Here is a 15,764-nt window from a genome sequence, read left to right as displayed (position 1 = left end):
ATGAAAGCGTTAATCGTAAGTGACAGCCATGGTCTCGATCAGGAACTATTGACGATATTCAACCGCCACCAAGAAGCAGATGTTGCCTTTCATTGCGGTGATTCCCAACTGACAAGAGATGCCGAATCGTTATACCCCTATCGTGTTGTGAAAGGGAACTGTGATTATGGGAATGATTTTCCGGACGACGTCGTTGAAGAGCTAGGACCGTTTCGTGTCTTATGTGTCCACGGTCATCGGCAGGACGTCAAGTACAGTCTTGATCAATTGGTTCACCATGCCGATCAGAAAGCGGCAGCAATCGTTTTATACGGTCATTCGCATGTCGCGAAAGCCGAACAGCGGGACGGGAAATTATTTATCAATCCGGGCTCGATTCGGATGCCACGTCATCGCCCGGAAAAGACATATGCCTTGTTGACGGTAGAAAATAATCAATTTACGGTTGATTTTTATGATTTGACAGGCGAAAGAATCAATGCCCTGTATCTCGAGGGAATGCTTTAAAAAGAGTTTTTGCGAATGTGATTGACACGAAAGAATTGTTTTAGTATAGTTTATTCGTGTTGACACGTCTCAATAGCTCAGCTGGATAGAGCAACGCCCTTCTAAGGCGTCGGTCGGGGGTTCGAATCCCTCTTGGGACACTATAATTAAAATAGAGGCTTCCCTTATGAGGGAGGTCTCTTTTTTTTATCCCTTTTTTCGGGTATACTTAAGGTATCATGAACTTGAAAGGGATGATAAGGATGTTAAAGAGAATGAGTGGAATCCTCGTATTGACAGTGGCTTTAGCCGGCTGTAGCGAGGTTACGGATACAGTGGATAATGCAAAACAGCAAGTGACAGACGTAAAGAATAGTGTCGATTATGCAGGACAATTGCAAGACATTGCCAAGGATACGTCGCAAGTGACATCTGAGTTATCGACAAAGCTCGATCAAGCAGCGATGGAAGCACGTGATGCGGCGAATCCGGAACAAGCCCTGGATCAGCAAATCGAACAATTAAAAAATGATGGAACGGTCCAACAGTTGAACGAAGAATTGAACCAGATTGATGAACGGCTTGCAAACTTAGACAGTCCGCCAGCAGAACTGAAGAACTTAAGTGAAAAACTTGAGCAGTACGTGAATCAATCGGAAGACATCACACGGTTATTGGAAACGGATGTTTCCTTGGATACACTTAACAAAATGGGAATCGAACAGGCGGGGCAATTACAAGAGGCTATCTCGAACTGGACGTCTTTGCTTGATCCGTTCACAAAGTAAGACAGATATGAAAAAGGTGGGATGACTGTGAATCAGTCGCAATCACGTTGGATGGAACAACCGTTGGAAGACGAACGCAAGCGGCTTGCCAGGTTGAGCCAAGACGAGTTGGCAGCTGAGCTCGTGCAATTGGAGGACTGGAAAACAGAAGAAGACGTTCTCTATGTACTCTACACGATTCAGGAAGCTTTTTTGACAACTGAACATGGTGTGGAAGCTTATTTACAAGTGGCAGATCCTTTTCTGGATGTAGACGGTGTCGAACAACTCATCGCGCTGTTCATGTATGAAAAGGGAGAGCGGTATTCGTTTAACGTGGCCTTACGAACTGCCTCTCCCTATCTTCCTTATGGTCTTGCATTAAAATTAGACGAAATGGCCCAATCGCTTTCGCGTAAGAAGGGGAATGCGCGACAAACGGATGATTCCTCCTATGTGAAGATCCGTGAAACATCACCTTTGCACGCAGATGAAGGTGAGTGGGTCGAGCTTTACCGGCTCGGGACGATGGAGGAACAGTTTCGTTCGATCGGACAAATCGATTTAAGAACGAATCCTTCTTTCGTCCACTATATCGTTCATGACTACCTCACGGGAGAAGATGTCAAAGAACAGAGTGTTCTCGTCATTCAGGCGTTACTTCCACAACTGCCTCAGAATGTGGATCTATTTCCGGTGCGGATATACATTCCGTCCATCCGGGTAGAGCATGTCTTTGAAGATCCGGATCAACTCAACAGACATGTGGTGAGACAGGCGATGGAACTACAGGCTTTTAGTGATGAGACGTTTAAGTTAAAACGAATGGATCCGTTCAAGGCACTGTTGTTCATGAATTGGTATCAAATCGTCTTTCCAAATGAAACACTGAAGGGGGACGACGGCTGGCGGAAGTGGTTGGATGCGGTCGATGAATTGACTGAACTCGACTTCATTTCGGAAACACCACCATCCGACTTGAGTGAACAAGCTGAAAAGATTTATCAGGCTGTTCATTTCGTGTTACCGGAAGGGAAACAGTATGAGCAGGCATTACTTCTCTAATTCAAGAGAATGCCTTGTTCAACAGTGGTAATCCTCAGAACGATTGTGCTATAATGTGACTTGTTGTACACACACGTACGCTAATTGACATTTTTGGAGGGACTCAGCATGACTGCAAAATGGGAAAAACAATCAGGTAGCCTCGGCGTTCTCACGTATGAAGCGCCTGCTGAAGCATTTGATAAAGCGGTAGACCAAGCGTTCAAAAAAGTCGTTAAGACATTGAACACACCAGGTTTCCGTAAAGGAAAAATGCCACGCGCAATGTTTAACAAAATGTACGGCGAAGAAGCACTTTACCAAGATGCACTTGATATCTTATATCAAGACACAATCGAAGGTGCTGTCGTCGAATCTGGAATCGAGCCAATCGCGCTTGATAACATCGACGTTGAAACACTCGAAAAAGGAAAACCAGTTGAGTTCAAAATCACATTCGTGATTGAGCCGGACGCAACACTCGGTGAGTACAAAGGTCTTGAGTACACAGCAGTCGAAACAGACGTTACAGACGAAGATGTCGATGCTGAACTCAAAACAATGCAAGAACGCGGTGCAGAGCTCGTCGTTAAAGAAGACGGCGCGATCGAAAATGGCGATACAGTCGTATTCGACTTCGCAGGTTTCGATGGTGAAAACCAATTCGACGGCGGTACTGCAGAAAACTACTCACTCGTCATCGGGTCTGGAAACTTCATCCCAGGATTTGAAGAGCAGATGGTTGGTCTTAAATCAGGCGAGCAAAAAGATATCGACGTCACGTTCCCAGAAGAGTACCATGAAGCATCACTCGCTGGAAAACCAGTCGTATTCAAAGTAACAATCCACGAAATCAAAGCACAAGAACTTCCTGAATTGACAGATGAGTTCGCTAAAGAAATGGACGAAGAAGTTTCTTCTCTTGATGAGTTGAAAACAAAAATTCGCACACGTCTTGAAAACACACGCAAACAAGAAGCTGATGCCTCAATGCGTGATGAGTTGGTTGAAGCTGCGACTAAAAACGCAACAGTTGATCTTCCAGAAGTCATGGTTGAAAACGAAGTTGAACGTATGGTCCAAGAATTCACACAACGCATTCAGTCACAAGGAATTGACCTTAACATGTACTTCCAATTAACTGGAACGACTGAAGAGGCGATGCGCACTGAAATGAAAGAACAAGCAGAAGAGCGCGTTAAAGCTCGTCTCGTTCTTAAACAGATCGTTGCAGATGAAAAAATCGAAGTCACTGAAGAAGAAGCGCAAGCTGAACTTCAATCGATGTCTGAACTCTACAACATTCCTGCAGATCAACTCGAAACGATGCTTGCACCACAAGGCGGATTGGATACACTTAAAGGTGATCTTCAGTTCCGTAAAGCAATCGACGTTCTCGTTGACAACGCAAAAGCAAAATAAGCAAACAACCGAACAGGATCGACTTCAAGACCAATTTCTGGTCTTGAAGTCGATTTTTTTGTACGATAGGTCAAACAAGGACAAACAAAATTATATTTTTCAAATCAAACTGTAAAACGCTCATCCAAGATTTGAAAGAGTTTCCTTGTTCATGCTACAATCATAAATAGTAAAACGTGAGAATAGATGCGAAATGAATCTATCCAAATTCCACGTTAAAGGGGTGGACCTTTATGTTTAAATTTAACGAAGAAAAAGGTCAGCTAAAATGTTCTTTCTGCGGAAAGACACAAGAACAAGTGCGCAAACTTGTTGCTGGACCTGGCGTATACATTTGCGATGAATGTATCGAACTCTGTAATGAGATCGTCGAAGAAGAGCTTGGTACAGAAGAAGAAGTCGAACTGAAGAACGTACCAAAACCGCATGAAATCCGTGCGACTTTAAATGACTATGTCATCGGACAGGAAAAAGCGAAAAAATCTTTATCTGTCGCGATGTACAATCATTATAAACGGATCAATGCTGGTGGACGTGCTGACGACGTGGAATTGTCTAAATCGAACATCGTCATGATTGGACCGACTGGTAGTGGTAAGACACTCCTCGCACAAACGATGGCCCGTATTCTGAATGTTCCGTTCGCAATCGCGGATGCAACAAGTCTGACGGAAGCCGGATATGTCGGGGAAGATGTTGAGAACATTCTCTTAAAACTCATTCAAGCTGCTGACTATGATGTCGAAAAAGCAGAAAAAGGTATCATCTACATCGATGAAATCGATAAAATTGCCCGTAAATCTGAGAATCCGTCGATTACACGTGATGTCTCAGGTGAAGGTGTACAACAAGCGCTTCTGAAAATCTTAGAAGGTACAGTTGCGAGCGTTCCGCCACAAGGTGGCCGGAAACATCCGCATCAAGAATTCATTCAAATCGATACGACGAACATCTTGTTCATCGTCGGTGGTGCCTTTGACGGAATCGATCAATCGATTAAACGTCGTCTTGGTAAAAAGGTCATCGGATTCGGAAACGATTCTGAGAACCGTAACCTGACACAAAAAGAAATCCTTGCGGCTGCTTTACCGGAAGATTTGCAGAAATTCGGATTGATTCCGGAATTCATCGGACGTTTACCTGTCATGGCGACACTTGAGCCACTTGACGAAGAAGCGCTCGTTCAAATCTTAACAAAACCGAAAAATGCACTCGTCAAACAATACAAAAAAATGCTTCAACTGGATGATGTCGAACTCGACTTCACAGATGACGCACTCGTTGAGATTGCGAAACTTGCAATTGAACGGAAAACAGGAGCACGTGGTCTTCGTTCAATCATTGAAGAAACGATGCTTGATATCATGTTTGAGATTCCATCGCGTGAAGATATTGCGAAAGTCATCATCACAGCGGAAACGTTGACTGGAAAACGCGGTCCAACGCTCGAGTTGAAAGATGGCACAATTGAACATGGTAAAGAAAAAGAAACGGCGTAACACCGTGACAAATCGGCTCGGAGGCTACTTGTACGCCTTTCCGAGTCTTTTTGTTTAGGAGGAGATTTTTGATGAAGACAAAACAATATCCATTATTACCACTACGTGGTGTCGTCGCATACCCATTAATCGGCCTGACGATTGATGTCGGGCGTCCTGTCTCGCTAAAAGCATTACTGGCGTCGAAAGAACATGAAATTGATCTGGTCGTCGTTACGCAACGTGATCCGGAAGCAGAACCGTCTGTTGACGGCCTGCATACGATCGGTACACTTGTTCAGATTGCAAAAATGAGTGAGCTTGGAAACGATACGGTCCGCGTGCGGGTCATCGGTAAAGAACGTGTCCGGATTGATCAAGTAACGGAAACGGACGAAGGGTACCAAGCAAACATTGAACCGATTGAAAAAGCCGACATCAAAGGGGCGAAGCAGGAAGCGCTCGTCCGTCTGATCAAGGAACAGTTCGGGCAATTGGTATCACGCATCAAAGGAATCGGGACGGACGAACGACGTCGTTTTGAAACATATGAACGACTCGACTCGTTGACGGATTACATCGCTTCGAAGTTACCGATCGACATTGCCAAAAAACAAGAATTCCTCGAAGAAAACGATCCGGTTGAACGCGGGGTCATGCTGCTTGATGTCATGAAACATGAATATGAAGTCGTCGAACTGGAACGCGAAATGCGGGAACGGACGAAAAAGACGATTGAACAGTCGCAACGTGAATACTATCTTCGTGAACAACTGAAGACGATTCAACAGGAACTTGGTGGAGAAGCAGTCTCCGCTGAAAGTGACGCCGTGAAGTATAAAGAAAAACTGGCAATGCTTGATTTGTCGGAAACGGCAGTCATCAATATCGAAAAAGAGATTAATCGTCTTTCCGTCGTGCCGGCAACGAGTCCGGAACACGGTGTGATCCGAAACTATCTCGAATGGTTCTTTTCCCTTCCGTGGAACGAAGCGACCGACGACTTCCTGAATGTCGAAGCCGCATCGGACCAATTAGATGAAGATCATTACGGTCTCGAGAAAGTAAAAGAACGGATTTTGGAATACTTGGCAGTCCGCCAGTTGACAGATTCGTTACGCGGTCCGATTTTATGTCTGGCCGGTCCTCCGGGAGTAGGGAAGACCTCACTCGCCCGTTCAATTGCTACAGCGCTCGAGCGCAAATTCGTACGTGTCTCGCTTGGTGGAGTCCGTGATGAAGCCGAGATCCGAGGACACCGCCGGACCTATATCGGAGCCATGCCCGGCCGCATCATTCGCGGCTTGAAACAAGCCGGAACAAACAACCCGGTCTTCCTGCTCGATGAAATCGATAAGATGGCAAACGATTTCCGGGGCGATCCGTCTTCAGCGATGCTTGAAGTGCTGGATCCGGAACAAAACAACAGTTTTTCCGATCACTATATCGAAGAACCGTTTGATTTATCAAACGTCCTGTTCATTGCGACCGCAAATGATGTTTCAAATATTCCGGGGCCACTGCTTGACCGGATGGAACTGATTCAAATCGGCGGCTATACGGAACAGGAAAAAACAGAGATTGCCATCCGGCATTTATTGTCAAAACAATTAAAAGAGCACGGCCTGAAAAAAAGTCAACTGACGGTTAAACCGGATGCCTTACAAGAGGTCGTGCGGCGGTATACACGAGAAGCTGGTGTGCGGAGTTTAGAGCGTGTCATCGGTGCGTTATGCCGAAAAGCGGCGAAACAAATCGCGATGGGCGAAAAGAAACGGGTCACGGTCACAAAACGTAATTTACCTGACTTTTTAGGTAAACCGATTTACCGTTACGGTCAAAGTGAACTCGAAGATACGATTGGCGCGGTGACCGGTTTAGCGTATACTGCATTTGGGGGCGATACACTGACGATTGAAGTGAGTCTCGCTCCAGGTAAAGGAAAATTGCAGTTAACAGGGAAATTGGGAGACGTCATGCAGGAGTCGGCTCAAACGGCGTACAGCTTTGTTCGGGCGAATGCGGAAGCGTTTAAGATTGATCCGAATTTTTATGAGACACAAGACATCCACATTCACGTTCCGGAAGGCGCAGTCCCGAAAGACGGTCCTTCGGCAGGAATTACGATCGCGACAGCATTGATTTCCGCCTTGACGAAACGTCCGGTGCGGCGAGATGTCGGGATGACCGGAGAGATTACATTACGGGGACGGGTCTTGCCGATTGGTGGTCTGAAAGAGAAGTCACTCGCCGCTCATCGTGCGGGTCTGACGACGATTTTGATGCCGCAAGACAATACACGTGATATCGATGACATTCCTGAAACGGTCCGGGACGGCATTCGCTTCATACCGGTCGCGACAATGGATCAAGTGCTCGAACATGCATTAAAAGGAGAGTAACATGAAAATTTATAAAGCAGATTTTATTACGAGTGGTGTCAATCCGGAACATTATCCGGAACCACTCCTTCCAGAGGTGGCACTCGCCGGACGTTCGAACGTCGGAAAGTCGTCGTTCATCAACAAACTTGTTCAGCGAAAAGCACTCGCCCGCACATCATCAAAACCGGGTAAAACACAGACGTTAAACTTCTTCAATATTAATGATGAAGTCATGTTTGTCGATGTACCCGGTTATGGATATGCGAAAGTTTCAAAAACCGAGCGTGAGGCATGGGGCAAGATGATGGAAAAGTATTTCACGACACGTGAAATCTTAAAAGGGGTAGTCCTCCTCGTCGATATCCGCCATGAACCTTCAGCAGATGATGTCATCATGTATGATTTCTTGAAATACTACGATTTATCGGTCATCGTCGTAGCGACGAAACTCGATAAAATCAAGCGTGGTCAACGGGATAAACAGATTGCGGCGATTAAACGGAAATTACAGTTTGACGGGCAAGACACATTTATTCCCTTTTCTTCGGAAACCGGTGAAGGTGTCGACGCAGCATGGGAAGCCATCTACCATCACTTATAATTCAAATGAGTCGAAGCGACTGCCTAACGGTAGTCGTTTCTTTTTTTTATCCAAAATATACCTTTCAGAAATAAGCAGTTCCCATATATGCGATAGATTGTTTTCACGTTACAATAGAAAAAACAAAGGGGACGGAAAGGGACGTGTAAAGATGAAGCGATATAAATGGATCGCAGCAGTAATTCTCCTTTTGATTTTGACACCATTATTGATTTGGTTCATTCAAAAGGAACGGACATTAAACGTAATCCTGTTTGATTACACGGTAGGAAAACAACAACGGGAGCATGCAGGAACGACCTGGTTATTGAATCATTTGAAAATCACGAAGAATGAGGGAAAGAACTATACATACACGGATTACGTAAACCGTTATGACGGGACGCAAGGCGAAACGATGCTCAAACAAGCATCAAAGGCGGATGTCCTGTTGTTTACGGACACGTACGGGAAATCCTATACCGTCGATGGTAAGGAACAACATCGTGGCGGACTGACGGCTGAGGATGTGGCATTGGCAACAGATGCGATTTCAAAAGGAAAGACAGTCGTCGCAGAGTTTAATACAGCAGCCAGCCCGACACCATCCGATCGCTCCAATGCGTTTCGGCAATTGTTTGGTACGGCATGGACAGGATGGATCGGACGCTTTTTCCCGGACTTAACAAAATTACAGGGACTCGATCAGACCGTCATTGATAAATTGAAGCTTCAGGCAAAAGATAAAGCATTTAAATTATCGGGACCTGGTTATGTCTTCATCAACGACTCAACGGAAGAAGTCTTTTTCGTCAATGATGAGACGCCACTTTTATACACATGGGATAAAAACCAGGGACAGGCGAAGGATGAAGTCCGCTACAACTACTGGTTTGAAGTGTTGGAGCTTGACGGAGGCGAACAACAGGCGCAATTCTCTTGGAATCCGTCAAAGAAAACACAAGCCATGTTGCGTGAACGGCAATTGCCACTTGAATTCCCCGCATATGTCAAACAGGGAAGCGGTCATTATTTTGCAGGTGACTTCACAGATGTGGCCGATATTCCGCGCTACTATCGTTATGCCGGTCTCGAGTGGTTCCGTAAGCAATTCATTTTGGATAGTGCAGACAGCGAGACTGCATTCTTTTGGAAAGTCTATGCACCGACGATCAGTCGTATCTTGAAAGAAACGAAAGTCGTAAAACAGCAGTCGGCGCAAGTTAAACCGTTGGCACAAACGAAAGTTAACAATCAGACGGTCCGTACACGGGCACGTTCTGGTCAGGATACACTTGAAATGTATCAAGACGGAAAATGGAAACCATACTTTGTTAAAGGTGTGAATGTTGGGCTAGGACGTCCCGGCGCTTTCCCGGGAGAACACGCCATCAGCCGCAATGAATACGACCGGTGGCTGAAGCAGATGGGCGAGATGGGCGTCAATACCATCCGGATTTATACCCTCCATCCTCCCGCTTTTTATGATGCGTTAAAAGCTTACAATGAAACGGCGAAAACACCGATTTATTTAATGCAAGGCATGTGGGTCGAAGAAAAACCGTTCGAGGAATTAAAAAATGCCTTCGAACCGAAATTTTTGAAGATGACGGATACGGAAGCGAAGCGGATGGTCGACGTGGTTCACGGCAATGCTGTCGTCAAAGAAGTTGTCGGTCATGCTTCCGGAACCTATACGTCAGATGTTTCGCAATACGTCTCGGCATTTGTGTTCGGGATTGAATGGTTACCGGATGCCGTAATCGGAACAAACAAAAAGAATAAAGGACTTCGATACGACGGGAAATATGTGACGACGACAAAAGAGGCATCTCCGTTCGAGTCGTGGTTAGCCGGTCGGATGGATGGTGCGACACAACATGAGCTCGACGCGTACAAAACGACCCGGCCCATCGCAGCGACGAACTGGCCGACGACGGATCCGCTTGCACACCCAAATGAAGTGGAAGAAGAACAGGATTTAGTATCGATTGATTTCAATCATATCCAGGCCACAAAAGAGTTTGCAGGCGGCGTCTTTGCCTCGTACCATATTTACCCGTACTATCCATCGTTCATCAAGGAAGAATTTGGACGGAAAGGGGATACCGACTCAGAGTCATACAGCCGGTATCTTAAACGGATGAAAGACTATCATGATATGCCGTTACTTGTTTCCGAATTTGGTATTCCGAGTTCGCGCGGTAAAACTCACCTTGGACCGAATGGATTTGATCAAGGGCATGTCAGTGAAGAAAACCAGGGGAAACTTGTGGCGAAGTTGTATCAGGACATCGTTGAAACGAAAATGGCCGGCGGACTGGTCTTCATCTGGCAGGATGAATGGTTTAAACGGACGTGGAACACGATGGACTACGATGATGCCAACACGCGTCCGCGTTGGTCAAATGTTCAAACGAGCGAACAACATTTCGGAATGCTCGGTTTCTTAAGATCCGATATTACGATTGACGGAAAAATGGATGATTGGAAAGGTTATGCGCCAGTAGCGGAAACGGACGGTCAAGCCATTTACATGACATCAGATGAAGCCTATCTGTATGTCCGGATTGACCGGAAAAAAGCGGAACCGACGACACTCGCCTTTTCGACGAAACCGAACGATGGCAACTTACAAGTGGGACCGTTGAAACTGGAAGAAGGAGCAGAATATCGTTTAACGATTGCCGATCAAGCACGGCTCGATGTCGATGAACGGTATGACATCTTCCGTTACCATTACGGATTGAAAAAACCGTTTGAGATGGTCAAACCACCATCCGATCAACAAAACAGCGGAAACTTTAATCCGATTTACCAAATGCTCGACTATGCAAGACGGGATCCGGTCACTAAAAAAATTATCAAGCCGGCAGTGAAGTGGGACACCGGTATCTTACATGAAGGACCACCGGAAAGTATCTTGACCGATATCTCCGACATGAAGCGGAAACAAATCGAACTCCGGATTCCATGGATGTTATTGAACATGCGCGACCCAAGCAAACATGAAATCATCGGAGATTTTTGGAAAGACGGGCTCGAAGCGAAGATGATCACGGAAGGGATTGAAGTGACCGGTCAAATCGGGACGACACGAATTCCGGAAAAAGACCGTGGTTTTTACAATTGGTCGGAATGGACGAATCCGCAACAGCGTGAAGCGTTGAAACCGGTTTATCAAACGATGCAAAAAGCGTTTAAAGAAGGAGTGAGATAAATGCGCCGGGAAGAGATGTGGAAACTGATCAATGCATCCATTGCACCGCTAGACGAGGAAACGAGTTCTGCGCATATGGCGTCAGATGAAGAAATTAAGCAATCGACCTCTGGTGTTATGTTCATCCATACTATTGGTTTAATGCCGGAAACGGTTAATGATTTAATTGAGCAAGGACGTTGTGTCCGGACAGATATCTCTTATGCAGATGTCGTCCTCGCGAGCAGTGCTGTTGAAGAAGAACGAATACCAGTTCTCTATCTCAATCCGAATGAATCGGACAGTTCTCTGTATCTGCTTGATAATGCACGTGAAGTAATACCGGCTGATGTCACGGTAGATGTGTTGCTTGACCGGATCAGTCGCTACAAGCGGGTTCAACGAATTGTTGATGCCGTCATCGTGACCGAGGATCCGCATTTAAAACGTCTCTTGGAGCGTGAACTGGCGAACCGGTTTGAGACACTGTCTTTATATGAACGGACGGAGTCATTTTTAGAAGAACATGTAGCCACGCGTCCGTATCTTCTTGTCTTTTCATCTGCTCTTCCACGCGCCGATGGTCTTGAGCTACTCTTGCGTGCCAAAACTGAGAGTGTGATGCCGTTTCACGCTATCATGATTTCAATGTACAACCGGGAACGTGATCATGTACTCGCTATCGAACGTGGTGTTGACGGAATCATGACACTCCCGCTTAAAGTGGAGGAATTTCGGGCATGGCTCAGAAAACTGGAGGGGATGAACGAATGAGATGGATTCTTAGTTTTATTCTTATCCTAGTTATTCTTCAGGTAGCCGCTTTAGTTTATCTCGTTTTTCAAAAACGGAAGCGTTCCAAACAAGAGGATAGACGGTTAACTTGGCAACTGCATTTTCGTGATGAGATTTATGATTATGCGACAAGTAAACAAACAAAGATGCCGGATATATTGCCAGGAAATGAAGATTTGGTTGAATTGGAATTGTTTGCCTTGACCAATTTGACAGCGACCGAGTCGCATCAGGAAAAACTGTACCAGTATGTCGAAACGAATCTGTTAACCTATTATCAAAAACAAATCCGACACCGTCGGATTGACCGACGTCTGAATGCTTATGAAGCAATCGCGCAGTTCCGGTTGAGTCCGGTCGCAGAAGACCTTCAGCAAAAATTGCATAAACACTTATCTAAAGAAGAAGAAGACGTCATCGTCCGTACCCTCGTATCGATTGCACCGGGGCTTGCAATTGAAGAAGCTAAACAGCAAAACGATATCAGTTTTTTCGGTGCGGTACTGGCTGTCGGTCGCAGTCGCGATCTGTCGCCTTGGGTGACAGCATTTGATCAGCTGACGGAATCTTTTCAGATGGCAATTCTTCAACTGATTTATGACCGTGACGATACGCAGTATGCAGAACTCGTTCGGATGAAGACGAACGACGCCAATCCCGAAATCCGGAAGCGGGCTCTGCGCGCGTTGACTCGCATTGGTCTTGAAGACGACTGGCAGCTCTATACGCCGTATCTCGAGGATGAGACGAGTTGGGTCGAACAGATGTTAGCCTTGCGTTTTTTAGAAAACGTAACACCAAAAGATTCAATTGATTACATTTTACCGTTTGTCGGCAGTCGTTCCTGGTGGGTACGAACGGCGGCATTTGATGCCCTGCTTGCCTGTGGTGGTCTCGAACAGTTGGCGCTTGTCGCAAAAGATCATCCTGACCGCTATGCGAAACAAAAAGCGACGGAACGGCTAGCAAAGGAGATGAAACAACATGTTGTCATCTGAAACCATTCAAAAAATCATTGATGTTTTATCATGGACTGTCCTGATTTATATGATTCTCGTCATCATTTTCTATTCCTCGTTGTATCTGATTTCGGCACAAATGGTCCGAAAACAACGATTCCGACGAAAGGAAAGTTCTTATCTTCCGTTGATGCGTTCTCTTTATACACGACCGGTCAGTATCCTTGTTCCGGCTTACAATGAAGAGTATACGATTGTCACGAGTGTTCAGGCGTTGCTTGCACTCGATTATCCGGAACATGAAGTCATTGTCATCAATGACGGATCAAGTGACGGGACAATGAGTGAACTGTTTAAGATGTACGAACTGGAAAAGGAATTGCGGTTTCCACGGATCCTGATTGGATCGCAACCGGTTAAACAGGTCTACCGTTCCCGAATCGATGCCCGTTTGATTGTCATCGATAAAGAAAACGGCGGAAAGGCGGATGCTTTGAATGCCGGAATCGACTATTCCAGTTATCCGTATTTCTGTTCACTGGACGCGGATTCAATTCTTGAGCGGGATGCGCTCTTGAAAGTCATGAAACCGATTGTTGAGTCCGATGAAGATGTCATTGCGACGTGCGGATCGATTTTCCTCGTCAACGGCTGTACAATCGAGGGCGGTGAAATTGTTGAGATTCGGACACCAAAACAACGGATCGTGTTGATGCAAATGATTGAGTACTTCCGGGCATTCCTGTTCGGTCGTCTTGGGCTAAGCCGTTTTAACATGCTCCTTATCGTTTCCGGGGCTTTTGGATTATTTCAAAAGGCAATCGTTGTTCAGGCTGGCGGGTACAAAGAAGGACTTGTCGGCGAGGACATGGAACTGGTTGTCCGGCTGCACCGGTACATGAAAGAAAATGATATCGACAAACGAATTGAGTACGTCCCGTCACCGGTCTGCTGGACTCAGGCACCGGATACGATGGAAGTCTTACGCTCACAACGGAGCCGTTGGCATCGTGGACTGGCGGAAACGTTATGGACGCATAAGCGGATGATTGGAAATCCGCGCTACGGCTTTGTCGGAAGTGTCTCGATGCTGTACTTCTTTTTGATTGAATTATTAGGTCCGATCGTCGAACTGATCGGTTATTTCATCATTCCATTAAATCTACTTGTCGGAACGCTAAATTTTGAGTTTGGCATCGTTCTGTTGACGGTGGCTCTATTGTATGGCTCATTATTATCGGCAGGGGCTGTCTTGCTTGAAGAATGGACGATGCACCGCTTTAAAAACGTCAAGGAATTGATTCGATTGTTCCTGTGGTCACTGACAGAATCGTTTTGGTACCGGCCGATCCTCGTGTTCTTTAAACTGGGCGGATTAATTCAGTTCATGACGGGACGCGGTCAATGGGGTAAAATGGAACGACAACGACTGGATGATGTCGTAACAGAAGAAGCGAAAGAAAAAACAAGTTGATTGTAAACTCGTAGGAGGACTGTTCGTGGATTTACTTCGAAACAAATGGTTTAAAGCCTTACTTTGGATTTTGACGATCTTCTTAGTCATCTGGGTCGGAACGAAAATCTCATTTTTATTCCAACCGATTAAAGTGATGTTAGCCCTGATTTTCCCACCGTTGATTATCGCCGGTATTTTTTATTACTTCACACTTGGAATTGTTGATGCACTGCAAAAGCGGGTCAAGAAGCGGGGTCTTGCTGTTTTAATCGTCCTGCTCGGATTTCTCGGTGTCATCACGATTGCCGTGGCATCCATCGGACCGATTCTGGTCGAGCAAGTCTCGGACTTCGTAACGAGCATTCCGAATCTGGTCGTCGAACTGCGGGACCAGACGCTGAACCTCCGGGATCAGCTGATGAACAATCGACTCATTTCCAACTGGGTACATGAAAATACCGATTTGTTTGATAAATGGACGAATGAAGCGACATCTTACATCGGGACGTTGTTCAAGTCGGTGTCGACCTCTGTCGGGACGATTTTCAGTGTCATTTCTTCGACCGTGCTGATCATCGTGCTTGTACCATTCATTTTGGTCTACATGTTACTCGACGGTTATAAGTTTCCGAATTCAGTCGTCAAACTTTTACCGAAAAGCTATGAAACGGAAACACGTAAAATTCTTCATGACATGCATGTGACGGTTAAACATTATGTGAATGGTCAAGTCATCGTTTCGTTATGTGTCGGTCTCATGTCGTTGATCGGATTCTTCCTCTCGGACATTCAATATGCGTTGCTGCTGGCGCTGTTCTGTACGGTCACGAATATCATTCCTTATCTCGGACCTTATATCGGTGCTGTTCCTGCAGTCATCGTCGGATTCATCGATGATCCAATCAAAGCGCTCTACGCCATCATTACGATTGTCGTTGCCCAACAGATTGAATCGAATCTGATTTCACCTTACGTCCAAGGGAAGACGTTGAAGGTCCACCCGTTGACCATCATCATCGTCTTACTCGTTGCCGGTAAAATTGGCGGCATCATCGGTGTCATCTTAGCGGTCCCGACGTATGCCGTGACCAAAGTCGTCGTTCAAAACATTGCCCGGATTTATCGTCTGCGTCAACAAAAGTTGGATGTCCAGATCGAGGAGTCACGGATCATTACCGATTCGACGAAATAAGA

General features: G+C 45.8%; 12 protein-coding genes and 1 tRNA gene. All 13 read left to right on the top strand.

Annotated features, from left to right (window positions below):
* Positions 1–507: a metallophosphoesterase family protein gene (locus tag ACP26N_RS11610; protein ID WP_131502758.1), complete on the top strand. Its 507-nt coding sequence runs from the start codon at positions 1–3 to the stop codon at positions 505–507.
* Between the two features lie 66 nt (positions 508–573).
* Positions 574–647, top strand: a tRNA-Arg gene (locus ACP26N_RS11605).
* Between the two features lie 114 nt (positions 648–761).
* A complete protein-coding gene (locus tag ACP26N_RS11600; RefSeq protein WP_426353879.1) occupies positions 762–1,274 on the top strand; it encodes a hypothetical protein in 513 nt (170 codons plus the stop codon).
* Between the two features lie 21 nt (positions 1,275–1,295).
* Positions 1,296–2,318: a hypothetical protein gene (locus ACP26N_RS11595; RefSeq protein ID WP_426353877.1), complete on the top strand. Its 1,023-nt coding sequence runs from the start codon at positions 1,296–1,298 to the stop codon at positions 2,316–2,318.
* Positions 2,319–2,426: 108 nt separating this feature from the next.
* A complete protein-coding gene (tig, locus tag ACP26N_RS11590; RefSeq protein ID WP_012371016.1) occupies positions 2,427–3,719 on the top strand; it encodes a trigger factor in 1,293 nt (430 codons plus the stop codon).
* Positions 3,720–3,952: 233 nt separating this feature from the next.
* Positions 3,953–5,218: an ATP-dependent protease ATP-binding subunit ClpX gene (gene clpX / locus ACP26N_RS11585; RefSeq protein WP_026827787.1), complete on the top strand. Its 1,266-nt coding sequence runs from the start codon at positions 3,953–3,955 to the stop codon at positions 5,216–5,218.
* A gap of 71 nt (positions 5,219–5,289) precedes the next feature.
* Positions 5,290–7,599 carry an endopeptidase La gene (lon, locus tag ACP26N_RS11580; protein WP_131502755.1) on the top strand — a complete coding sequence of 770 codons (2,310 nt, stop codon included), beginning with the start codon at positions 5,290–5,292 and terminating at the stop codon, positions 7,597–7,599.
* Position 7,600: 1 nt separating this feature from the next.
* Positions 7,601–8,182 carry a ribosome biogenesis GTP-binding protein YihA/YsxC gene (gene yihA / locus ACP26N_RS11575; RefSeq protein WP_131502754.1) on the top strand — a complete coding sequence of 194 codons (582 nt, stop codon included), beginning with the start codon at positions 7,601–7,603 and terminating at the stop codon, positions 8,180–8,182.
* Between the two features lie 151 nt (positions 8,183–8,333).
* On the top strand, positions 8,334–11,381 hold the full coding sequence (locus tag ACP26N_RS11570; protein WP_426353874.1) for a hypothetical protein: 3,048 nt from the start codon (positions 8,334–8,336) through the stop codon (positions 11,379–11,381).
* Positions 11,382–12,134 carry a response regulator gene (locus ACP26N_RS11565; RefSeq protein WP_426353872.1) on the top strand — a complete coding sequence of 251 codons (753 nt, stop codon included), beginning with the start codon at positions 11,382–11,384 and terminating at the stop codon, positions 12,132–12,134. It abuts the gene before it with no gap.
* Entirely contained in the window at positions 12,131–13,153 is a 1,023-nt protein-coding gene (locus tag ACP26N_RS11560; RefSeq protein WP_426353870.1) for a HEAT repeat domain-containing protein, read from the top strand. The genes ACP26N_RS11565 and ACP26N_RS11560 overlap by 4 nt, the downstream gene beginning before the upstream one ends.
* Positions 13,140–14,588 (top strand): glycosyltransferase family 2 protein, encoded by a 1,449-nt coding sequence (locus ACP26N_RS11555; RefSeq protein WP_131502750.1) that lies wholly within the window; start codon positions 13,140–13,142, stop codon positions 14,586–14,588. Before ACP26N_RS11560 ends, ACP26N_RS11555 begins: the two co-directional genes overlap by 14 nt.
* Positions 14,589–14,613: 25 nt before the next feature.
* Positions 14,614–15,762, top strand: a complete 1,149-nt coding sequence (locus tag ACP26N_RS11550) for an AI-2E family transporter (RefSeq protein ID WP_131972418.1) — start codon at positions 14,614–14,616, stop codon at positions 15,760–15,762.
* Positions 15,763–15,764: the final 2 nt, after the last annotated feature.

Source organism: Exiguobacterium sp. R-39 (genome assembly GCF_049942815.1).
Lineage (GTDB): Bacteria > Bacillota > Bacilli > Exiguobacteriales > Exiguobacteriaceae > Exiguobacterium_A.
This window is presented reverse-complemented; position numbering and strand designations above follow the sequence as displayed.